A 22,665-nucleotide genomic window follows, 5' to 3' on the forward strand; every position below is an offset into this window, starting at 1 on the left:
CGAAAACAGTTAAATAAATTGACTGATGATGATCAGTTAAGCTAATTTAAAAACGGCTCTACAAAATGATAAATCAGGTGATCAAAGCTGATGAGAATCGGTGATCAAAGTCATGAGAATACGCACCATTTTGGCCCTGATAGGGTCTAAATCAACATATACCATACAGAATGCCTCTGCAGCTTCATCAAGAAGCGCTTGTGACTTGAAGCATCCTTCCCACAAATTTATAGAGAATAAATTTGAATGCCATTAGGCAGCCCGAAGTGTGAGCGCCACGGATGGCAGCGAATAAAAGCGCCCTGTGCAGTTATCTTCTTTATTCGCTTTACTGGCAGGCACTGTCTTCATTTAATATCTTCATAAACCAACTGATGCTTACTAAGCGCTCTCGGTATTGTTCAACCGCTTGGTTAAAAAAGATGAGCTCTGATTGACTCATGACTGCATAAGTACATACATCAATGCAAAATACCTTAGTCAATTCTAGTAACCTGTCTTCAACCCACCCCTTGCGGATTAAAATTCGTTCAATATGGGGGTAATCGCGGCGCGAGATTTATAACCTGGTGGGCCAAGTAAAAAATCGAGCAATTAAACTACCGCGTCCCTTACCCACATCCATGTAGGCAACAAAGAGTTATAGACCTTCGTCTTTCTATAAATCGAGCTCTTTAAATTGGAATAAAAGTAATGTTGTCGATATCACAACCATAAAATATATTCTTTTTATCCTCTAATAAACATTCAGGCAAAGTAACTTTTTTAAGATATTTATTTTCACCGAAGCAGTCATTACTAATTGACGTTACAGAAGCCGGTATAGTCAAGTTTTCTATGTTATTCCCGACAAAACAAAACATAGGAAGAAAATCTATTTCCGCTTCAATAGTCAGCTTTTCTATTTTATTACGTCCAAATGCCCCACCACCAATTTTTATAACGCTAGCAGGAATAACAATTTCTTTAATGTGGTTTTGATAGAAGGCATCTTCATCTATAAATTCTAAATACTTTGGTAACACAACAGCTTCAAGCTTTTTATTGTCAAACGCTTCACGCATAATTGCAACCACAGGTTTGTTATTAATATAATCAGGGATAACAACGTCTTTAGAATCCCCTATATAATCTAAAATTACAATTTTGTCGTCGATATCTTTAAAAGTGTAAGATTCATTCGTTAAGTTTTCCATTACGATCCTAATTTTTATATAAGTTTCCACTTAAAATTTATGTCAAATAGATCAAGTAAGTTAATCAAATATACGACTTAAAGTCATCTTTGAGTAATTTTAACTCACACAGAAACTAAGAGACTTTCAAGTGTGTAAAGCATCAACCGCGTGAATTATCTATCACGTATTTTAGAGCTGATCAAAGTAATCCCCCGCTTTATGCCTAAAAAATACATTACAGTTTTCTAACTCAACCTGTAATGGCTCTTTTTGTAAGACTTTAACATACGGATTTAGCTCTAATATAACGGTCGTCGTTTTTGACAATAATAGTGCGTTGTAAAGAGCACGTTTACGTTTTTCAGAGTTAGAGTAAGGCATACGAATTATGATATTTTTTTTGCACATTGGCGCCGTGATCGGAAAGTACTCTTTTGGCACAAACACTTTAAATTGACCCCCTTTAATGAATCCATATTCAGTGTTTACAGAATACTTGCCTGAAGTAATTTCATATTTTATATGATAGTAGTCTGAATACTTTCCTGAATTAACTTTAATTTCTTGAGCAATAAGGTGAAACGAAATTAACAACGCCATAATACTTGAGAAATATTTCATACTACCCCAATACATATAAAACTATTTAGCCATATCTATAAAATTGCTATCCGAATAGCTCTCCATACTTTAAGTGGGATAACTAAACTCACCCATATATATCAATTCAAATCCATCACCTTTGACTGTTCTTGGCCTATCAATTTCTTCCTTTGATAAAAATAGAAGCACGTTAGCATCTAATAATTCAAATTCCTCTGCTGTTTTAATAACATCATGCAACCAATGCTCAGAATATGAATACGGCTTAAAAAAAGTTTCTAATGAAGACTCCTGATCTCTTGATCCAATTTCCATGAAGTCATGATCGATAAAAACTTCTCCCTGTGATTCGCAAAATTTTGAAAGAGGAATATCATCATCAAAACCATAACGCTCTTCAAGGAAGGAATTGTATTTTGAATGATCAGAAACTCTTCCAAGAAAAAAGTGCGAAACTTCACGACTTTTCATAATTGACTCCTTTGTCAAACCTCGTTTACAAGCAGAAATTATTAGTTGAATATACAACGAAGGAGCAAAACTAAGGATTATTAATCCTGCTTAGATTACTGATAATCATTGAATTTCATTATCAGTATAACTGATAATTAGTTACGTTGAAACGCTGCCTACTTAACAGTAGAAAAATTAGTGAATTTCACAATGAGATGTAAGTTGGTTGTAGTAACATTGATAAAAATCACTATTCAGTCACTAATGACAAGTATTTACTAGCTGTAAAGTTAGCTCCATTTTGTAATACTATACTCATATTCAAATATAAAAGTATCAAACACATAAATTTAGCTTATCTTTAATATTTAACTAAGTGATAATAATAAACATCCTTAACAATTGCAAAAACGTACTAAATCATTTTGATGTTTTTGTTATGTGCTAATTAAAAGAGAACTAGATGGATGACGATATACAGTTTTTTAAAGATAAACTAATAAACGGCGACGTAGATAGGTTTGAGTTACTAGATTTTATAGAATACGTAAGAAGCTACGGCCTAACTTATGAAGTATTCACTATAGCTAGGCAAATGTATAAGGATGATATGGATCAACAGGAAACAGCGGGACTATTAAGTATGCAAGCTATGAGTTGGGATTTATAACCATATGGCGCTTTGCTCTTATATCGAAAAAACTGGCATTCTTGTGTTATAGATAAGGTGATATTATCAAAAGTCAGTTTCATCACATTTTTCATAAGATTCATACACTCAACCTATTGTTATTATATGAGCCCAAACACACACGTTATCTACCTATCACTATTTAACTCATATAGCGATAATTTTTCTTGATTAACTAAGTTTATTATCGGTTCATTTGGATAACGGTGTATAAAATAAAAAAGATTATAGTCTGAGTTATTATCGTTATTAGCCATCAACCAACATTGTGACAGCCATTCAATAATAATGGGTTCGCTGATACTATCATAAGCATCACACTCATCTTCATCAATATCATTTTTTGCAATATACTGTTTTAAATAAGCCATATACTGTGCATGATATTCGCGACTGATAAACTCATGTTTCGCCATAAAAGCTTCATCGCAATCCTCAAGCACTTGGCTATGGTTTGCCATATCAGTACAGGTAATAAATGTCAGCGCTAACTTATGCTCATCAAACACTTCGCAAATACACTCTACACGTCCGGTCTCATTTTTCATCGTGATTTCGTACTTCGAAATAAAGCGTTTAAAAATAGCAATACAAGTCGGTGTATACGTCTCTAAATGCTGCTTTAATTTTTTCTTGGGTTCATCCATATGTAGCTTAACCTGCATCACTTTTTTAAATAACTAAAATCATTATTTTTTAATTTATCTTTTTCAATAAAAACAATTCATTTATCACCATAGTGCCAACACTAATCTAATTGGGCGTAAAATGTGAGAGGGGAATTAACGATACTCAGTCACCGCGCAATTCTGACCATAAACAAAGTGTATTAAAAGGCAGCAGCATGATAAATAATCTTCAGCTTTGTTTCTGAGTATCATCGCAATTCAGAATTATATCATCAAAAGAAAAGGGTCTATCATTTCTTAGTTCCTCTTGCCTGTGTTAACTGGTTAGCTATTTTTTCGTTGGGTTTAGTTGTCACCCTACCTACGTTGCTTAATTTAACACCGAGTAAACTTAAAACTTACGACTTAGCGCTTAAAACTCTACTATCCAAGCCATAAAAAAAGCAAGCCATCTGGCTTGCTTTTTACATTCTTAAACCTTTAAAACGTTACACTTTCAAGTAGTCCATGATCCCTTCGGCGGCGTTACGCCCTTCGAAGATTGCTGTGACTACTAAATCTGAGCCGCGCACTATATCGCCGCCAGCAAAGATTTTAGGGTTAGTTGTTTGATGGGTAAATTCACCTTGTTCTGGTGCGTTAATGCCGCCCCAGTGGTTTATTTCTACATCGTACTTTTCTAACCAATCCATTTTGTGTGGTTTGAAACCAAACGCCATGAGTACTTGGTCGGCTTCAATCACATGCTCAGAACCCGGGATCACTTCAGCTCTGCTACGGCCTTTTTCATCTGGTTCACCCATTTGGGTTTTCACCATTTGTACGCCTGCAACATGGCCGTTGTCGTTTAGTACGATACCGGTTGGTTGCACGTTAAAAGTAAATTCAACACCTTCTTCTTTGGCGTTTTTCACTTCACGTCTTGAACCTGGCATGTTTTCTTCATCACGACGATAAGCACAGATTACTTTTGCCGCACCTTGACGAATTGAGGTACGTACACAGTCCATCGCGGTATCACCACCACCAAGTACCACAACCTTTTGGTTAGCCATATCAAGATAAGCTTGGTTAGACTCATCATAGCCCATTACGCGGTTGGTATTACCGATTAAGAACGGTAATGCATCATGTACACCTGGTGCATCTTCGTTTTCAAGGCCAGCACGCATGCTTTGATAAGTCCCCACTCCCAAAAATACTGCGTCGTATTCGGCCAATATTTCATCCATAGTGATATCAACACCGACTTCAGTATTAAGTTTAAACTCAACCCCCATTTCGGTGAAAATTTCACGACGTTTTTGCATGACTTGTTTTTCAAGTTTGAACGATGGTATACCAAAAGTAAGCAAGCCACCAATTTCTGGATGACGGTCAAATACCACTGGTTTTACACCATTACGCACTAGAATATCAGCGCAACCTAGGCCTGCAGGGCCGGCACCTATGATAGCTACTTTTTTATCGGTCCATACCACGTACGACATATCAGGCTTCCAGCCCATTTTAAATGCAGTATCAGTAATATATTTTTCAATATTACCGATTGTTACTGCACCAAACTCTTCGTCTAATGTACATGAACCTTCACACAAACGATCTTGCGGGCACACCCGGCCACACACTTCTGGTAAACTATTTGTGCGGTGTGATAGCTCCGCAGCTTCAAGAATACGGCCAGTACGAATTAACTTTAACCACTGTGGGATATAGTTATGCACTGGGCATTTCCATTCACAATACGGATTACCACAATCTAGGCAGCGGTCCGCTTGTGAGTTTACTTGCTTCTCTGAAAAGGGTTCGTAAATTTCAACAAATGATTTTTTACGTGACGAAATTGGCTTTTTGCGGGGATCAACCCGCTGCACGTCTATAAATTGATATACATTCTCGCTCATACTACCCCCTTACTGTGCTTGAACACGAAGTTCAGCACTACTACGAGCGCGATGCCCGAGTAAACTTTTCACATCACTTGATTTTGGCTTAACTAGTTTGAATTTTGGTAAATACGTTTCAAAACTGGCTAAAATAGTTTCTGCACGGCTTGAGCCTGTTAGTTCTAAATGCTCAGCAATTAGACCACGCAAATGCTCTTGGTGTGACGCTAGCTCATCTAACAGCACCACTTCGACTAGCTCTGGATTGATGCGTTTTTCAAAGTCATTACGCTCATCCAAAATATAGGCAAAGCCACCGGTCATACCTGCACCAAAGTTCACGCCTACATTGCCCAGCACGCAAACTACGCCACCGGTCATGTACTCACAGCCATTATCACCTACGCCTTCAACAACCGCTTGCACGCCTGAGTTACGAACCGCAAAACGCTCTCCAGCACAACCTGCAGCAAACAGCTTGCCACCCGTTGCACCATATAAACAGGTATTACCTGCGATGGTCGCTTTGTGACTTTCAAATGACGAACCCAGTGGTGGGCGAATAACCAGCTTACCGCCCGCCATGCCTTTGCCTACGTAATCGTTAGCATCGCCGACTAGGGTCATTTCTAGGCCACCAGCATTCCATACACCAAATGATTGACCAGCGGTTCCGTGTAACTCAATCGAGACAGGATCAGCCGCCATGCCTTGATTGCCATGCTTATCGGCTATATAACCCGATAACATCGCGCCCACTGAACGGTCAGTGTTACAAATACGGCTGACCAGTGAAATACCGCTGCTCTCATCAATTGCTTGTTGAGCTTTAGCAAGTAAGGTTTCATTCAACTTACCTAAATAATGTGACGTATTAGGTGCGCTGCAGTATAAGGTTTCACCAGTTGGGTTATTCGGCTGTGCAATCACTGACGATAAATCAATTTTTTGCTGTTTTGCAGTTTTACCTTCAATCGCTTCGAGTAAATCAAGACGACCGATTAAGTCTGTTAGTTTGGCAACCCCAAGGCTTGCCATAATTTCACGGGCTTCTTGAGCAATAAACTTAAAGTAGTTCATCGCCATTTCTGGTAGGCCATGGAAATGTTTTTGACGCAATGTTTCGTCTTGCGTTGCTACACCGGTTGCACAGTTATTTAGGTGGCAAATACGCAGGTACTTACAACCAAGCGCAACCATAGGACCCGTACCAAAACCAAAGCTCTCTGCACCTAAAATAGCTGCTTTGATGATATCAAGGCCGGTTTTTAAACCACCATCAGTTTGCAAACGAATACGATGACGTAAACCGTTTTCAACCAGCGCTTGTTGTGTTTCAGCAAGACCAAGCTCCCACGGGCTACCCGCATATTTAACCGACGTTAGCGGGCTTGCGCCAGTACCGCCGTCATAGCCTGAAATAGTAATTAAATCAGCATATGCTTTAGCAACACCAGTGGCGATTGTGCCCACACCTGGCTCTGATACTAGTTTTACTGAGATCAACGCTTTAGGGTTTACTTGTTTTAAATCGAAAATAAGCTGAGCTAAATCTTCAATCGAATAAATATCGTGATGCGGTGGTGGCGAAATTAAGGTCACCCCCGGTACCGAGTAACGAAGCTTAGCAATATACGGGGTTACTTTTTCGCCCGGCAATTGCCCGCCTTCACCTGGTTTTGCACCTTGCGCTACTTTAATTTGAATAACGTCAGCACTGCGTAAGTAATGTGGTGTTACCCCAAAACGACCTGACGCGACTTGCTTGATACGAGAGTTTTTCTCGGTACCATAGCGTAGTTTGTCTTCGCCGCCTTCACCTGAATTTGAACAGCCACCTAAGCGGTTCATCGCAATTGCAAGCGCTTCATGCGCCTCTGGCGATAATGCACCGATACTCATTGCCGCCGAGTCAAAACGCTTATATAGCTCAGTTGCAGGCTCAACATCATCAATACTGATCCCCTCTGCTGGCAGTTTCAGTGCAAGCATGTCACGTAATGTGGCAATTGGGCGCTTATTAACAAGATCTGCGTATACGCTGTAATCAGAATATTCGCCTGAGCGCACCGCTTTTTGTAACGTTTGAATGACGTCTGGGTTGTACGCGTGATACTCGCCGTCATGCACATACTTTAATAAGCCGCCATGGCTGAGTAATTTACGTTTACTTAATGCCAAAGTATGTAACTTGCGTTGGTCATCATCAAAATCAGTAAAACACGCGCCTTTAATGCGACTTGCCACACCATTAAAACAGGTATCAACAATTGCATCCGACAAACCAACTGCTTCAAACAACATTGAACAACGATACGATGCCACGGTACTAATGCCCATTTTTGACATGATCTTGTACAAGCCTTTGTTGATTGCATTACGATAAGCAAGCGTAACTTGGCAATAGCTCTTGTTGATCACTTTAGAGTCGCTCATCGCAACCAGTGATTCATATGCTAAGTACGGGTAAATTGCCGTTGCACCAAAACCAATTAATACCGCAAATTGATGCGCGTCACGGACACTACCTGTTTCAATGATGATATTTGATTCACAACGTAAATTGTTATCAACTAAACGCTTTTGTACCGCTCCAACAGCCATAGCGGCAGGAATTGGTAATTTATTCTCATCAAAATTACGGTCACTCAAAAACAACATGACACAGCCACCAGCTGCTTTTTCTTGCGCTTCGTCACAAATACGGATTACTGCATCACCAAGGCCTTCTTCTTTGCTGTAGGTGATATCGATTTTGCAATAGCTGTAATGAGCCTGATCAGCGCTCAATAATTGTTGCATGTCTGCATACATTAGGATTGGCGTATCAAACTGTAGGCGCTTAGCGTGCCCGGTCGTCTCATTAAACACGTTTTGCTCACTACCGATACAGGTCGCCAGCGACATTACATGGTTTTCACGCAGTGGATCGATTGGCGGATTCGTGACCTGAGCAAACTTTTGACGGAAGTAATCAAACAATGAACGGTTACCTTCAGAAAGCACTGCAAATGGCGTGTCATCTCCCATTGAACCGGTTGCTTCTTGGCCAATTTCACCCATCACGCGAATAACGCTATCAAGTTCTTCATTGGTGTAACCAAACATTTTTTGGTATTTCAGTAACGTTTCATCATCAAATGAACGGTTACCCGCATCTTGCTCTGATAACTGCTCAAACGGCGTTAAGCGCTTAACATTGGCCTCAAGCCATGCTTTGTATGGATGGCGAGATTTAAGATCGCGATCAATTTCGTCTGAGTGCCAAATTTTACCTAACTGAGTATCAATAACTAATAGCTCACCAGGGCCAACGCGGCCTTTCTCAACCACTTCATCCGCAGTGTAATCCCAAATACCCACTTCAGAAGCGAGGGTAATAAAGCCATCTTGAGTGATCACATAACGTGCAGGACGCAGACCATTACGGTCCAAGTTACACGCGGCAAAGCGCCCATCAGACATCACAATACCAGCAGGGCCATCCCATGGTTCCATGTGCATAGAGTTAAAGTCGTAAAATGCACGTAAGTCATCATCCATCGCACGGTTTTTCTGCCATGCAGGTGGTACTAGCATTCGCATAGCACGGAATAAATCCATGCCACCAGCTAAAAACAACTCAAGCATATTATCTAGGCTTGATGAATCTGAGCCGGTTTCATTGACAAAGGGTGCTGCTGATTGCAAATCTGGAATAAGCGGCGATGCAAACTTATATGAACGAGCACGAGCCCACTGGCGGTTACCTTGTATGGTGTTGATTTCACCATTGTGCGCTAAATAGCGGAACGGCTGAGCCAAAGGCCAACGCGGTTGTGTATTAGTTGAAAAACGTTGGTGAAATACACAAATTGCGCTGGTCATGCGGATATCGGCTAAATCTAAATAGAAGTTAGGCAAATCCACCGGCATCATTAAGCCTTTGTAGATAGTTACTAACCCAGACAAGCTGGCAATGTAAAAGCCTTCATCTTCGCTTAAACGCTTTTCAGCACGACGGCGCGCAACGTATAAACGACGCTCTAAATCTTTTGGGCGCCAGCCTTCTGGTGCATTAACAAAAATCTGTTCAAATTTAGGTAACTGCTTGATTGCAATTGGCCCTAAACATGATTCATCTGTTGGCACAATTCGCCAACCTTGAATATTGAGGGTTTCTTTTTCGAGTTCTTCACTCAATATATCTTTTGCAGCTTGCGCAAGTACTGGATCTGAGTTTAGGAAAATCATGCCAACGGCATAATTTTTACCCAAGTGCCAATTTTTTTCAGCGGCAATAGCACGAAAAAAGCTATCTGGCTTTTGTAATAATAAGCCACAGCCATCGCCTGTTTTACCATCAGCAGAAATACCACCACGGTGTTCCATACGGTCTAAGCCAGTGATCGCTGTACGAATTAAACGATGACTTGCCTGACCATTAACTTGGGCTATTAAGCCAAAGCCACAATTATCTTTTTCTAATTTTGAGTCGTATAACATAGACCCCTCCCCTTGCTACAACAACTAGCTATGAATGACCTTCTCGACGGTTTGCTAGCAGACAGTCAAAACTATCGCCAATTGTACATTGAGTCAATAGCGCTTTGAATACATATTCACATTCTTGAATATTTCTCACCACAACACAATCTTTTTATTTCATGCCTATTTTTAACATTTAGCGATATTTTACCCGTTATTTTTTTATGACACTGGTGTCATATTTAACAAGTTGTAAAATAACCGTACCACAAACCTGCAGTTTACGTTAACGTAAACCGGTGTGAAAATGAATAAATATTCACTGAGTTATGTAGCGAAAATAAATGCTTTCTTTTTTATTGAATCTCTTTGCTGTCGTTCAAGGTCGATACCACAGCGCACATTAGAGTAAATACTCTTTTCAATGTCTTTTTATGGGTAAATTTAAAACCACTAATTAATGCATAATTATCATCACAACAGTCACATTTTGCATAATTTACGCTAGTTAGTAAGTCTTTAGCTTGCTCACCCTGTTGACGCCTGCGACAGCTTCTTAGCCGCCATAGCAAAGTGTCCGCAGCGGACACAATTTATGTCCGCGGACACCAAATAATTTAAAAATAAATAATTATCTCATTAAAATCATAACATTAAATTTTGGCATGATATTCGAATAAACATTAAAAGATAATTACAGGACACAACTTATGTTTATTCTCAGTTTATTTTTAGTTTCACCAATCACTGTCTTAGTAGTGAGCTTGATGATCACTTACTGCGAGAATAGACATAGCTAAGGATCACTCATGATAAAAGATACCAGCGGACAAGATGTAAGTATTACGCAAAGACGTAGTTACAAAAAACCATTAATAGTACTGGTGCTATCACTTGCTGTACTTGCTTTATGTGCACAAGCATTTATGGGTAACAATCAAGGTAGTATTTCTGTTGAGCGGGCTTCTTTACAGATTGCTACCGTTAATATTAGTCGTTTAGTACGTGATGTAGCCGCCAGCGGTAAAATTGTTGCAGCAAATGCTCCCAAGGTTTATAGCCCAGAACGTGGCTATGTGGATTTACAAGTTAAAGCCGGTGATAAAGTAAATAAAGATGACATTATTGCTTTAGTCGATAGCCCAGAACTCAATAATGAACTAAAACAGCAACAATCGGTGTTAGCCCGCCTTGATGGTGAATTACAACGTAAGCACTTAGAAGCACGTCGACAAAAGTTAAGCTTAACCAAAACGCTTGATCTCGCCCAAGTAGAGCTCAATGCAGCAGACAGGGAAAATCGCCGTGCTAAGCTTTCTATCGAAAAAAACTTGATCAGCCAAATTGATTTAGAAAAAGCAGTTGATGATCTTGCCCGTGCCAAGCTTTCTTACAAACACGCTCAACAAGAAGTTGAACTTGCTAAAGATACACTCGCATTTGAACTCAAAGCTGCAGAGCGCGATCTCGCTCGCCAACAACTGATCGTTGATGATTTAAATCGCCAAGTCAGAAACTTAACTATTAAAGCCAGCGTCACCGGCATTGTTGGTAACCTGCTTGTACAACAAAAAGAAGCCGTTACCCAAAGTCAGCCGTTAATGACGCTGGTTGATTTAAGTAATTTTGAAGCACAACTGCAAGTACCTGAAAGTTACGCCAACGAACTCGGTTTAGGAATGGAAGTTGAGCTCACACTCGGGGCAAAAAAAGTGACTGGTGTGTTGTCGGCAATTTCGCCGGAAGTTAACAATCGTGAAGTAACTACTCGAGTACGCTTTGACGAAGAGCTAAAAGGCATTCGCCAAAACCAGCGATTAACAGCGCGCATTTTATTAGAAAATCGTGATGACGTTTTACAAATCAAACGCGGTGCGTTTATGCAGCAAGGTGGTACGCAGGTTTACAAAGTTATCGGCGACACCGCACAACTGGTAAATATCACAACCGGGGCAAGCAGCATCAACGCAATAGAATTGCTACAAGGTGTTAGCTCAGGCGATCAGCTGATCATCTCCAGTTACGATAACTTTAAACAAGCGCCAACATTATTACTGAGATAAGAACAACCATATTACAAGGATCAACTCATGCTTAAAATGAACAATATTAGTAAACTGTATCAAACAGAAATGGTGCAAACCCATGCACTACGCGACTTTAATTTGCACGTAGATGAAGGTGAGTTTATTGCAGTAACTGGCCCTAGTGGCTCCGGGAAAACCACCTTTTTAAATATCGCAGGCATGTTAGAACCTTTTAGCAGTGGTGAATATCTGCTCGATGGTATTGATGTTGGCAAACTGAACGACAATCAACGGGCGGATTGTCGTAATCAAAAAATTGGTTTTATTTTCCAAGGCTTCAACCTGATCCCTGATTTAAATTTGTATGAAAACATTGAAGTGCCACTGCGCTACCGAGGTATTAAAGCAAGCGAGCGTAAACGTCGTATTGAACAGTGCTTAGAACAAGTAGGTCTAGCTTCACGCGCTAAACATTTGCCGCAGCAGTTATCAGGTGGTCAACAGCAACGGGTAGCGATTGCCCGCGCCCTCGCCGGTGAGCCGCGCTTTTTATTAGCCGATGAACCAACAGGTAACCTAGACAGCTTAATGGCACGTCAAGTGATGGAATTGCTGGAGCAAATTAACCGTGACGGCGCGACCATCATTATGGTGACTCATGACCCAGAACTTGCCCGCAGAGCACCTCGTAATATTCAAGTGGTTGATGGTCAACTTGCCGACTTTACCTTGTATCAAGGCGCGCAAAACCTAAAAAATGTGGCTGGAGCGTAACTTATGCTATTACATTACCTCGATTTAAGTTGGCGTAGTTTTAAGCGCACACCACTGGTAAGCATGTTAATGGTGCTAGCCATTGCTATTGGGATTGGTGTAACCATGACCAGTTTAAGCGTTTATCATATGATGTCGGCGGATCCTATTCCCGAAAAAAGCAATCAACTTTATACTGTGCAATTACAAATAATGGATGATGGCAATACGTGGTGGACTAAAGATAACCTGCCGTCACAACTGACCTATCAAGATGCGGTTAATTTACAGAATGCGCCAATACCTGAGCATAAAATTGCCATGATGCGCTCTGGATTTTCGGTGCATATAGATTCAGACATCATTAAACCATTTATAGGTGAAGCACGTTTAACCACTCCCGATTTTTTTAGCCTATTTAATTTATCATTTATTTATGGTGGAAGCTGGTCTTCGCAACAAGAACAGACAGCGGCATCCGTGGTGGTGATCAGCGAAAAGCTCAATGACAAATTATTTGCAGGTAAAAACTCTGTAGGTAAGGTGATTTATCTGGATGATCTCAGTTATGAAGTTGTCGGAGTTATCGCACATTGGCAGCTAACGACTAAATATTACGATTTAAACAATGGCGCATTTAATGAACCCGAAGAATTATTCCTACCTTTTAGTTTAGTTAAGGCTAATGAAGTAGTAACGTGGGGTAATACCAATGGGTGGAAACATGAAAACACCCGAACATTTGCTGACAAGCTGCAGTCAGAAAAAGTTTGGATCCAATTTTGGGCACTATTATCTGACGCCAAACAAAAACAAGCATACGCAGACTATTTATTAGCTTATATGCAAGAACAACAAAAATTAGGACGTTTTAAGCGTAAAGTACTTGAATACAAACTACGCGATGTAAACCAATGGATGCAATACAACAATGTGGTTAGTGAAGACAACAAAATATTGGTCGGCTTAAGCTTTATGTTTTTAGCTGTGTGCTTAGCCAATATCCTTGGCTTATTGCTCGCTAAGTTTTTGCGTCGGGCACCGGAGGTAGGTGTGCGCCGAGCACTAGGAGCCAGTAAACGACAAGTTTTTTTACAGCATCTAGTTGAAGTAGCCATGCTTGGGGCTTTAGGTGGCTTGCTTGGTATTGTGATAGCACAAGTTGGTTTACTCGCTGTGCGACAAAGCTACAGTTACTATGAAAGCTTAGCCACCATGGATATCACCATGTTACTCAGTGCACCTATTATCGCTATAACAACCTGCATCGTAGCCGGACTTTATCCTGCTTGGTTAGTGTGTAAAACCAACCCTGCAATTTACCTCAAGAGCCAATAAGGAGCCTTATTATGTTAGAAATCAAACCTATATTTCATGCTCTTTGCCGCTCAAAAGTCGGGGCAATATTACTCTTAATTCAAATTGCCATAACCACAGCAATCGTTAGTAATGCGGCATTTATTATCCAAGATAGAGTCGCTTTTTTAAATCAAGACACTGGCTACCCTGAACACGATATTTTTAAATTCAACGTGATGACCTTTGGACAAGATGTTGATATAAATCAGCAGATTGAGCTTGATGAAACTATGCTAAGGTCCTTACCAGAAGTCATTGATGCTGCAATGAGCAGTAGCATTCCTTTATCTGGAGGTGGTAGCGCATCTGATTTTAGTTTAAAACCAGCCCCGCAAGAAGGTCTGTCGGTAAGAACTGCTTATTTTTTTATTGATGATCATGGGATCAACACTTACGGTGTAAACCTAGTTATGGGTAGAAACTTTAGCGAAGATGAAGTATTAGTAACAAATAACGTTGATAAACGACCGAGTGTTACAATCGTTTCACAAACCTTACTCAATGAGTTATTTCCTAAAGGAAATGGTTTAGGTCAAACCATTTATTTTGGTGAAACGCCTTTGAAAGTTATTGGTGTAGTTGAAAAAATGATGAGCCCATGGCTTAAAGACAGCCGCCCAGATAATCTTGCATTCATCCCATATATTAATGCAAAGAGTCTTGCCCAATTTGTGGTTAGAACCAAACCAGACCAACGTGATGCTGTGATGAAAGAAGTTGAAAACCTGATGCTAAAAAATTACAGCAAACGGGTGATCAATAATATAAAAGGTCTAGATGAACTCAAAAATCAATATGTTGCTGCAGATAAACTCATGATGCGTATGCTGATTGTGCTGATTGTGCTGATCACTATTTTAGTATTAGTCACCGCACTAGGTATCTTTGGCTTAACTTTATTTAATATCAGCAAACGCACTAAACAAATTGGCACTCGCCGTGCATTAGGTGCCAGAAAATCAGCTATTATTTACTATTTTTTAGTTGAAAATGCGATGATCTGTGGTGTTGGTTTAATCTTAGGTTGTATCGCAGCTTTATTACTTGGGCAATTGTTAATGCAGCACTTTTCAATTGCCGCACTGCCACCGAGCTATATCGCAGGCACTGCCATTATGGTGTTTGTTATGAGCTTACTTGCCGTGTTTGGCCCTGCAAAACGTGCCGCCAACATATCACCGAGTATCGCCACGCGAACAATATAAAGCAGCTCCCAACCTATGCTACACTGGTTTAATACCGTGTAGCATTTTGAAATAAAGATAACAAAAACAGCGATTAAATTCACATGGAAAAAATACTTATTGTCGATGACAACCCTGCCATATTAGAAGCCTTGTCATTACTGTTAGAAATTCATGACTATCAGGTTGTGACTGCAAAAACGCAGCTTGAAGCCTTACAAATAGTGCAATACCAACGTATCGCGCTGGTTATTCAAGATATGAATTTTAGCAATGACACCACCTCTGGCGAAGAAGGTAAAGCGTTGTTTTATCAACTAAGAGCTCTCAACCCGCACTTACCGATTATTTTGATCACCGCGTGGACTGAACTGGCCAGCGCCATAGAGCTAGTCAAAGCCGGCGCCGCTGATTACTTACCTAAACCATGGGACGATAGCAAGCTCCTCACCTGTGTTAATAACTTAATCGAACTTGGCCAAGCAAAACAACAAAATGTAATGTATGCGCGCCACCAGCAAGAGCGAACATCAAGTTTAGCCGATGCCAACCTAGTTGGTTTAGTGTATCAAAGTACCACCATGGAAAAAATTCTCAATATGGCAATACAAGTCGCTAAGTCAGATGTCTCTGTGCTAATAACAGGTGCAAATGGCAGTGGTAAAGAACGCATTGCACAAATTATTCAAGCCAATTCTCACTTAAACCATGCCCCGTTTTTGACCATCAATGCCGCAGCCCTGCCCCATGATTTAATTGAAGCCGAATTATTTGGCGCTGAAGCGGGTGCTTATACTGGCATCACCAAACAGCGAATTGGTCGCTTTGAGGCCGCTAATGGTGGTACGCTGTTTTTAGATGAAATTGGTAACCTGCCATTATCAGGGCAAATGAAACTACTGCGCGTGTTACAAACTGGTGAGTTTGAACGACTCGGTTCAACAAAAACACAAAAAGTAAATGTTCGGGTTATTTCAGCTACCAATGAAGATTTAAAAGCGGCTATTCATGCAGGTCGATTTAGAGAAGACTTATATTATCGCCTCAACGTGATTGAGCTAAATTTACCCAGTTTAGCGCAAAGACCAGATGACATTTTAGCGCTTGCTAAACACTTCTTAGGCGAGCGCGAATTATCGCTTACAACAGAGCAAGGATTACTCGCGCACAATTGGCCCGGCAACGTTCGTGAGCTAGAAAATGCCTGTAAACGCGCAGCCGTACTCAAACCTAATGGCGACATTACCCTCGATGATTTTGCTCTACAATCGCAACCGCTGCACACTAACTTTGCTAAACAAGAACCCAGTAGAGTAGAACTAGAACAAGCTATGCGTCAGCACCAAGGAGTGATCGCAAAAGTTGCCAGACAGTTTGGTTTAAGTCGTCAAGCACTATACCGCCGTTTGCAGAAATTTGAGATTGATTACTAATGGAAAAAAATAAACCGGCACTGTCTCTCACTCGTAAAATAGTGCTGATATGTAACATCTCTGCACTTATTCCTGTTTGGCTCATCTGCTGGTTAACCCATTTAAGCTGGCCTTCACTACTAATAACAACGCTGCTCACATCACTGCTGGCAAGTTATTTATCTTTTCGGCTCAGCCGCACTCTGGTGCAAGGCATACACTCACTTGAAACTGGTTTGCTTAATTTTAAAGACGGTGAATTAGCCACCTTACTAGCTTATAACGGTAACGATGAATTAGGCCGCTTGTGTCAATTGTATAATCAAACTGCAAAGCAATTACGCCAAGAGAAACAATGGCTCTATCAGCGCGAGCTGATGCTTGATAAAGTGCTACAAAGCTCTCCCCAAGCCGTTATTTTAAAAAATGATAAAGGCTTTATTGTTTATAGTAACTACAGTGCCCGAGACCTTTTTAATGCCAAAACAGCGCTTGAAGGGAGTCAGTTTGCACACCTGCTTGAAAATGCTCATCCACAGTTAAACAATGCTTTAACGCGCGGTAGTGATGGTTTATTTACGCTAGATACTGAAGACCAAGAATCTCAAGCGTGGCATTTATCAACCGGTAAGTTATTACTTAACAATCAATACCATTACTTATATGTCTTTAAACAACTCACCCGCGAACTTAGCCGTCAAGAAGTGGAGGTGTGGAAAAAGGTCATTCGGATCATTAGTCACGAACTTAATAACTCTCTGGGTCCCATGTCGTCAATGCTGCACAGCGGCCAGTTACTCAGTGAAAAAGTAGACGAACCCAGACTTAGCCGCGTGTTTGCTACCATTTCTGAACGCATCAAACATTTAAACGACTTTGTACAAGGCTATGGCAAATTTGCCAAACTGCCCACTCCTCAGCCAAGCGCAATTAATTGGCAAGTGTTGCTCACACAACTGCAAAATCAATGGTGTTTTATGCTCGATATAAGTAATGACGTGCATACACTGGCTGATCCGACTCAAGTCGAGCAGCTACTGATCAACTTAATAAAAAATGCTCACGAATCAGGCTCTGCAAGCGAACATATAAGTGTCACTGTTACACAGAATATTAAAGGCACACATATCAGCGTAAACGACCAAGGTAAAGGTATGAGTGAGCAAGTGATGGCCAATGCATTAATCCCATTTTATTCAACTAAAGTCGCTGGTAGTGGTTTGGGGTTAGCATTGTGCCGTGAAATAGTCGAAGCGCATCATGGTCAAATTAGCTTACACAATCGTAAGCACGGCGGGCTTAGTGTTCATGTTATTCTGCCCCACGGTCCTAACAAACAATCACAAAAAAGCCGCAATTAAGCGGCTTTTTGTTGATTTGCTGATAAACGTTATTCAGCGCCAGCTTCTTTATATTTAGCTGCTGTTTCGGTGATCAGTGGTTGTAATTCACCACGTTGAAACATTTCAATGATAATGTCACAACCACCAATTAATTCGCCATCAACCCACAGTTGTGGAAATGTTGGCCAATTGGCATATGCTGGTAATTCAGCTCGGATATCAGGATTTAGTAAAATATCAACATAGGCAAACGGTTCACCGCATGACATTAATGCTTGAGATGCTTGTGAAGAAAAACCACAATTTGGTAATTTAGGCGATCCTTTCATATAAAGGATAATTGGATTTTCAGAAATTTGCTGTTTAATTTTATCAATGGTTTCCATCTACAACCTCAAAAGTGACGATAGCTGAACATATTAAGGCTTGAAAAATTTTCATTAAGCCTCATATATGTATCTTAAAGTGGGCAAATAAAGCCGCAATCGAAATAGTCTTGCATTTGCACTGCTGTTTGGCATTGCTGTTTGCTAAAACTTGAGTAAAATACTCAACAATTATAGTAACACTATAATCTCATTTGGTATAGGTAACTACCCTGTTTGAACAGGCATTAACTATTACTATTTGAACTATCAACCAAAAGAAGATGGAGATAAAAAATGGCATTTGAACTACCGTCACTACCATATGCAATTAACGCACTTGAGCCACATATTTCACAAGAAACATTAGAGTTTCACCACGGCAAGCACCACAATACTTATGTGACTAAACTTAACGGTTTAATCCCAGGTACTGAATTTGAAGGTAAATCACTTGAAGAAATCGTATGTTCTTCTGAAGGTGGCGTATTTAACAATGCAGCACAGATCTGGAACCATACTTTTTACTGGAACAGCCTATCTCCAAATGGCGGTGGCGAAGCAACAGGCGCTGTTGCAGATGCTATCAATGCTAAATGGGGTTCTTTTGAAGCATTCCAAGCAGCTTTTGATGATAAAGCAGTAAACAACTTTGGTTCAAGCTGGACATGGTTAGTTAAATTAGCTGATGGTTCTTTAGACATCGTTAATACTTCTAACGCTGCAACGCCACTAACTCAAGACGGTGTAACACCGATACTGACTGTGGACCTGTGGGAACATGCTTACTACATTGATTTCCGTAACGTTCGTCCAGACTACTTAAAAGCATTCTGGTCGCTTGTTAACTGGGAATTCGCGAACGCTAACTTCGCATAATTGATTGCTCGTTCTGAGCAAGCCCAATTTAAAAGACGCTCCGGCGTCTTTTTTGTTTTCTAACATAAATTTTTAATTTTATTGCACAAAAAATCAAATTCGTGACTAAGCTTTAAATAACCTTTGCTTCTTTTTTAATTTGTAAGCACCTAGTTTAAGCAGGTTTTTCGGAGGTTTCCATGAGTATTTTTGAGCATTACCAAGCACGATACGAAGCGGCACAAGAAGAAGAGTATAGTATCGCTGAGTTCTTAGAGATTTGTAAAACTGATAAGTCGGCTTATGCCAGTGCACCAGAGCGATTATTAGCGGCCATTGGTGAGCCAAAAATGATCGATACTTCAAAGGATGCACGGTTAAGTCGATTATTTTCAAACAGAGTAGTAGCACGTTACCCTGCCTTTAATGATTTTTACGGTATGGAGGATGCAATTGAACAAATCGTTTCATACCTAAAACATGCTGCGCAAGGCCTTGAAGAGTGTAAACAAGTGCTTTATCTACTTGGGCCTGTAGGCGGTGGTAAATCATCGATTGCCGAAAAGCTAAAATATTTAATGCAACAAGTGCCTATTTACTCAATTAAAGGCTCACCGGTCAATGACCACCCGTTGGCGCTTTTTGATCCTAATGAAGATGCTGAGCTGATGGCAAAAGAATACGGAATAAAGCCCCGTTACTTAAAAACCATTATGTCACCCTGGGCCACTAAGCGCTTATCTGAATTTAATGGTGATATTAGCCAGTTTAAAGTGGTAAAACGCTACCCCTCTATTTTAAATCAAATTGCTATTGCAAAAACTGAACCTGGGGATGAAAACAACCAAGATATTTCCGCTTTAGTCGGTAAAGTTGATATTCGCAAACTAGAACATTTTGCTCAAAACGATGCTGATGCTTATGCTTATTCCGGTTCATTATGTCTTGCAAATCAAGGGTTAATGGAATTTGTTGAGATGTTTAAAGCGCCAATCAAAGTATTGCATCCGCTTTTAACAGCCACGCAAGAGGGAAATTATAATGGCACCGAAGGTATTAGTGCACTGCCCTTTAATGGCATGATTTTGGCTCATTCAAACGAATCAGAATGGCAGACCTTTAAAAACAACAAGAACAATGAAGCCTTTTTAGACCGTGTTTACATCGTCAAAGTGCCGTATTGTTTACGTGCATCTGAAGAGGTAAAAATCTACGACAAGCTATTGGAACATAGTGAATTATATAATGCTCCTTGCGCGCCAGGCACACTGGAAACATTGGCAAAATTTACCACGCTATCACGGTTAAAAGATCCCGAAAATTCCAGTATCTACTCAAAAATGCGGGTATATGACGGCGAAAGCTTGAAAGACACCGATCCTAAAGCTAAATCGTATCAAGAGTATCGAGATTATGCCGGTGTTGATGAAGGCATGACCGGACTATCAACTCGGTTTGCATTTAAAATTTTATCGCGCGTGTTTAACTTTGACACACTTGAGGTAGCGGCAAACCCAGTGCATTTATTTTATGTATTAGAGCAACAAATTGAACGAGAGCAATTCTCTGCCGACGTTGAAGAACGCTACTTAAGCCACTTGAAAGGCTATTTAATCCCGCAGTATGTTGAGTTTATTGGTAAAGAACTGCAAACAGCTTATTTAGAGTCCTACTCTGAGTACGGGCAAAACATTTTTGACCGCTATGTCACTTATGCTGATTTTTGGATCCAAGACCAAGAGTATCGCGACCCTGATACCGGCCAGCTATTCAACCGCGAAGCATTAAATGCCGAACTTGAAAAAATTGAAAAACCAGCCGGCATTTCAAATCCAAAAGATTTCCGTAACGAAATCGTTAATTTTGTATTGCGTGCACGGGCGCACAACAACGGTAAAAATCCATTGTGGACCAGCTATGAAAAACTGCGCACTGTGATTGAGAAAAAAATGTTCTCCAATACTGAAGAACTATTACCCGTTATTTCTTTCAATGCGAAAACATCCGCAGAAGATCAGAAAAAACATGAAGATTTTGTCAATCGTATGGTGGAAAAAGGATATACCCAAAAGCAAGTTCGTTTGTTATCAGAGTGGTATTTACGCGTGCGTAAATCGCAATAACACGCAGCTGTGTATTTTTAGGGGGTCTTTATGGCGCATTTTATAGACCGTCGCCTGAACGGTAAGAATAAGAGCACGTTAAATCGTCAACGCTTTATCAGGCGCTATAAAAAACAGATCAAAGAAGCGGTGTCAGATGCAATAAATAAACGCAGTGTCACTGATTCCAGTAGCGGTGAGAGTATTTCAATTCCGCAACGGGATATCGGTGAACCTACTTTTCATCAAGGTAAAGGGGGCGATAGAGAACAAATTCATCCTGGTAACGATCAGTTCTCAACCGGTGATAAAATTAAACGCCCGCAAGGTGGCCAAGGTGGTGGAGCCGGCGAAGGTGAAGCGAGTGACTCTGGTGAAGGCGAAGATGACTTTGTCTTCTCGATTTCTAAAGATGAGTATCTAGACTTACTGTTTGAAGACTTAGAGCTGCCAAATTTACAGCAAAACCAGTTAGACAAACTCGTGCAAATGAAAACTCATCGTGCTGGTTTTTGTAGTGATGGTATGCCGAGTAATATTGATATTGTGCGTTCACTTCAGGGCTCACTTGCAAGGCGTGTTGCGATGAGCGCGGGTAAAAAGCGTCAATTAGCAGAGCTTGAAGCACAGCTTTGCCTATTAATGGCTGAGCCTGAACCAGATATAGCTGCTATTGCATTAATGGAGCAAGAAATCGCCGCATTACAAAAACGCATCAGTGCAGTGCCCTTTATTGATAATTACGATTTGCGTTTTCGTAACTATGAAAAACAGCCTCATCCAACTAGTAAAGCGGTGATGTTTTGTATTATGGATGTGTCGGGCTCGATGGATCAAGCAACCAAAGATATGGCAAAACGTTTTTATATTTTGCTTTATCAATTTTTGACCCGCAGTTATAAAGACATTGAAGTGGTGTATATTCGCCATCATACCCAAGCCAAAGAGGTCGACGAACAGGAGTTTTTCTATTCCCAAGAAACTGGCGGCACAATTGTCTCCAGCGCACTGAAGTTAATGAATGAGATAATTACCGAGCGTTATAACGCTGGCGAGTGGAATGTGTATGCAGCACAAGCCTCAGATGGCGACAATTGGGCTGATGACTCTCCCCAATGCTCAGAGATCTTACGCAACAAGTTGCTCAGTACCATTCGCTATTACGCTTATATTGAGATCACTACCCGCGCCCATCAGAGTCTATGGCGTGAGTATCAAAATATTTGTCAAACTCATAATAACTTTGCTATTCAACATATACGCAATGTTGAAGATATTTACCCTATTTTCCGTGAGTTATTCAAGAAGAGTCGTCAACACCAAGGGGCAGCCTAGGCTGTACAGCGAGGTATTTA

At 40.5% G+C, this 22,665-nt stretch carries 17 protein-coding genes and 1 pseudogene; 10 read left to right on the plus strand and 8 right to left on the minus strand.

Features of this window, described 5'->3' with window-relative positions:
- Positions 1-126: 126 nt before the first annotated feature.
- The 4 genes and pseudogenes from H5186_RS23150 to H5186_RS20315 all read right to left on the minus strand — a co-directional run.
- Positions 127-559: pseudogene (locus H5186_RS23150) on the minus strand (hypothetical protein); the annotation flags it as partial.
- 115 nt (positions 560-674) lie between these two features.
- Complete coding sequence (locus H5186_RS20305) at positions 675-1,196, minus strand: leucine-rich repeat domain-containing protein (protein ID WP_182794882.1); 522 nt, start codon at positions 1,194-1,196, stop codon at positions 675-677.
- Between the two features lie 171 nt (positions 1,197-1,367).
- Positions 1,368-1,799, minus strand: coding sequence for a hypothetical protein (locus H5186_RS20310; RefSeq protein WP_182794883.1), 432 nt, complete (start codon positions 1,797-1,799; stop codon positions 1,368-1,370).
- 69 nt (positions 1,800-1,868) lie between these two features.
- A complete protein-coding gene (locus tag H5186_RS20315; RefSeq protein WP_182719673.1) occupies positions 1,869-2,252 on the minus strand; it encodes an immunity 22 family protein in 384 nt (127 codons plus the stop codon).
- Between the two features lie 445 nt (positions 2,253-2,697).
- On the opposite strand from H5186_RS20315, the gene H5186_RS20320 reads away from it, so the two are divergent.
- The gene (locus tag H5186_RS20320) at positions 2,698-2,904 is read left to right on the plus strand and encodes a hypothetical protein (protein WP_182719672.1); all 207 of its coding nucleotides are present in this window, start codon (positions 2,698-2,700) and stop codon (positions 2,902-2,904) included.
- A 149-nt stretch (positions 2,905-3,053) separates the two neighbouring features.
- Here the strand turns inward: H5186_RS20320 and H5186_RS20325 are convergent, their stop codons facing one another.
- The 3 genes from H5186_RS20325 to gltB all read right to left on the minus strand — a co-directional run bounded on the left by H5186_RS20325 (position 3,054) and on the right by gltB (position 9,925).
- Positions 3,054-3,572: a hypothetical protein gene (locus H5186_RS20325; protein ID WP_182719671.1), complete on the minus strand. Its 519-nt coding sequence runs from the start codon at positions 3,570-3,572 to the stop codon at positions 3,054-3,056.
- A gap of 470 nt (positions 3,573-4,042) precedes the next feature.
- Positions 4,043-5,458, minus strand: coding sequence for an FAD-dependent oxidoreductase (locus H5186_RS20330; RefSeq protein ID WP_182719477.1), 1,416 nt, complete (start codon positions 5,456-5,458; stop codon positions 4,043-4,045).
- A 9-nt stretch (positions 5,459-5,467) separates the two neighbouring features.
- Entirely contained in the window at positions 5,468-9,925 is a 4,458-nt protein-coding gene (gene gltB / locus H5186_RS20335) for a glutamate synthase large subunit (protein ID WP_145242134.1), read from the minus strand.
- Positions 9,926-10,716: 791 nt separating this feature from the next.
- On the opposite strand from gltB, the gene H5186_RS20340 reads away from it, so the two are divergent.
- The 6 genes from H5186_RS20340 (at position 10,717) to H5186_RS20365 (ending at position 18,003) form a co-directional block, all read left to right on the plus strand.
- Complete coding sequence (locus H5186_RS20340) at positions 10,717-11,970, plus strand: efflux RND transporter periplasmic adaptor subunit (protein ID WP_182794884.1); 1,254 nt, start codon at positions 10,717-10,719, stop codon at positions 11,968-11,970.
- A 27-nt stretch (positions 11,971-11,997) separates the two neighbouring features.
- Positions 11,998-12,708 (plus strand): ABC transporter ATP-binding protein, encoded by a 711-nt coding sequence (locus H5186_RS20345; RefSeq protein ID WP_145242138.1) that lies wholly within the window; start codon positions 11,998-12,000, stop codon positions 12,706-12,708.
- A gap of 3 nt (positions 12,709-12,711) precedes the next feature.
- The gene (locus H5186_RS20350) at positions 12,712-14,025 is read left to right on the plus strand and encodes an ABC transporter permease (protein ID WP_169021297.1); all 1,314 of its coding nucleotides are present in this window, start codon (positions 12,712-12,714) and stop codon (positions 14,023-14,025) included.
- Positions 14,026-14,036: 11 nt separating this feature from the next.
- Positions 14,037-15,251 carry an ABC transporter permease gene (locus H5186_RS20355; protein ID WP_182794885.1) on the plus strand — a complete coding sequence of 405 codons (1,215 nt, stop codon included), beginning with the start codon at positions 14,037-14,039 and terminating at the stop codon, positions 15,249-15,251.
- 83 nt (positions 15,252-15,334) lie between these two features.
- Positions 15,335-16,663, plus strand: coding sequence for a sigma-54 dependent transcriptional regulator (locus H5186_RS20360; protein ID WP_182794886.1), 1,329 nt, complete (start codon positions 15,335-15,337; stop codon positions 16,661-16,663).
- A complete protein-coding gene (locus H5186_RS20365; RefSeq protein ID WP_182719483.1) occupies positions 16,663-18,003 on the plus strand; it encodes a PAS domain-containing sensor histidine kinase in 1,341 nt (446 codons plus the stop codon). The genes H5186_RS20360 and H5186_RS20365 overlap by 1 nt, the downstream gene beginning before the upstream one ends.
- Positions 18,004-18,032: 29 nt before the next feature.
- On the opposite strand, the gene H5186_RS20370 is transcribed toward H5186_RS20365, so the two are convergent.
- Positions 18,033-18,371, minus strand: coding sequence for a Grx4 family monothiol glutaredoxin (locus H5186_RS20370; RefSeq protein WP_182740609.1), 339 nt, complete (start codon positions 18,369-18,371; stop codon positions 18,033-18,035).
- Positions 18,372-18,647: 276 nt separating this feature from the next.
- Here H5186_RS20370 and H5186_RS20375 point away from each other — a divergent pair, with 276 nt between their 5' ends.
- The 3 genes from H5186_RS20375 to H5186_RS20385 all read left to right on the plus strand — a co-directional run bounded on the left by H5186_RS20375 (position 18,648) and on the right by H5186_RS20385 (position 22,645).
- Positions 18,648-19,229: a superoxide dismutase gene (locus H5186_RS20375; RefSeq protein ID WP_145242146.1), complete on the plus strand. Its 582-nt coding sequence runs from the start codon at positions 18,648-18,650 to the stop codon at positions 19,227-19,229.
- Positions 19,230-19,408: 179 nt separating this feature from the next.
- Positions 19,409-21,331 carry a PrkA family serine protein kinase gene (locus tag H5186_RS20380; RefSeq protein ID WP_149982777.1) on the plus strand — a complete coding sequence of 641 codons (1,923 nt, stop codon included), beginning with the start codon at positions 19,409-19,411 and terminating at the stop codon, positions 21,329-21,331.
- A gap of 30 nt (positions 21,332-21,361) precedes the next feature.
- Positions 21,362-22,645 (plus strand): YeaH/YhbH family protein, encoded by a 1,284-nt coding sequence (locus H5186_RS20385; protein ID WP_182740610.1) that lies wholly within the window; start codon positions 21,362-21,364, stop codon positions 22,643-22,645.
- Positions 22,646-22,665: the final 20 nt, after the last annotated feature.

The organism is Pseudoalteromonas sp. SG41-2, assembly GCF_014164535.1.
Lineage (GTDB): Bacteria > Pseudomonadota > Gammaproteobacteria > Enterobacterales > Alteromonadaceae > Pseudoalteromonas > Pseudoalteromonas rhizosphaerae.

Bases quoted from the DNA above. Each gene is read 5' to 3' on its own strand.
- H5186_RS20305 (WP_182794882.1), bottom strand. From the start codon at position 1,196: ATGGAAAACTTAACGAATGAATCTTACACTTTTAAAGATATCGACGAC.
- H5186_RS20310 (WP_182794883.1), bottom strand. From the start codon at position 1,799: ATGAAATATTTCTCAAGTATTATGGCGTTGTTAATTTCGTTTCACCTT.
- H5186_RS20315 (WP_182719673.1), bottom strand. From the start codon at position 2,252: ATGAAAAGTCGTGAAGTTTCGCACTTTTTTCTTGGAAGAGTTTCTGAT.
- H5186_RS20320 (WP_182719672.1), top strand. From the start codon at position 2,698: ATGGATGACGATATACAGTTTTTTAAAGATAAACTAATAAACGGCGAC.
- H5186_RS20325 (WP_182719671.1), bottom strand. From the start codon at position 3,572: ATGGATGAACCCAAGAAAAAATTAAAGCAGCATTTAGAGACGTATACA.
- H5186_RS20330 (WP_182719477.1), bottom strand. From the start codon at position 5,458: ATGAGCGAGAATGTATATCAATTTATAGACGTGCAGCGGGTTGATCCC.
- gltB (WP_145242134.1), bottom strand. From the start codon at position 9,925: ATGTTATACGACTCAAAATTAGAAAAAGATAATTGTGGCTTTGGCTTA.
- H5186_RS20340 (WP_182794884.1), top strand. From the start codon at position 10,717: ATGATAAAAGATACCAGCGGACAAGATGTAAGTATTACGCAAAGACGT.
- H5186_RS20345 (WP_145242138.1), top strand. From the start codon at position 11,998: ATGCTTAAAATGAACAATATTAGTAAACTGTATCAAACAGAAATGGTG.
- H5186_RS20350 (WP_169021297.1), top strand. From the start codon at position 12,712: ATGCTATTACATTACCTCGATTTAAGTTGGCGTAGTTTTAAGCGCACA.
- H5186_RS20355 (WP_182794885.1), top strand. From the start codon at position 14,037: ATGTTAGAAATCAAACCTATATTTCATGCTCTTTGCCGCTCAAAAGTC.
- H5186_RS20360 (WP_182794886.1), top strand. From the start codon at position 15,335: ATGGAAAAAATACTTATTGTCGATGACAACCCTGCCATATTAGAAGCC.
- H5186_RS20365 (WP_182719483.1), top strand. From the start codon at position 16,663: ATGGAAAAAAATAAACCGGCACTGTCTCTCACTCGTAAAATAGTGCTG.
- H5186_RS20370 (WP_182740609.1), bottom strand. From the start codon at position 18,371: ATGGAAACCATTGATAAAATTAAACAGCAAATTTCTGAAAATCCAATT.
- H5186_RS20375 (WP_145242146.1), top strand. From the start codon at position 18,648: ATGGCATTTGAACTACCGTCACTACCATATGCAATTAACGCACTTGAG.
- H5186_RS20380 (WP_149982777.1), top strand. From the start codon at position 19,409: ATGAGTATTTTTGAGCATTACCAAGCACGATACGAAGCGGCACAAGAA.
- H5186_RS20385 (WP_182740610.1), top strand. From the start codon at position 21,362: ATGGCGCATTTTATAGACCGTCGCCTGAACGGTAAGAATAAGAGCACG.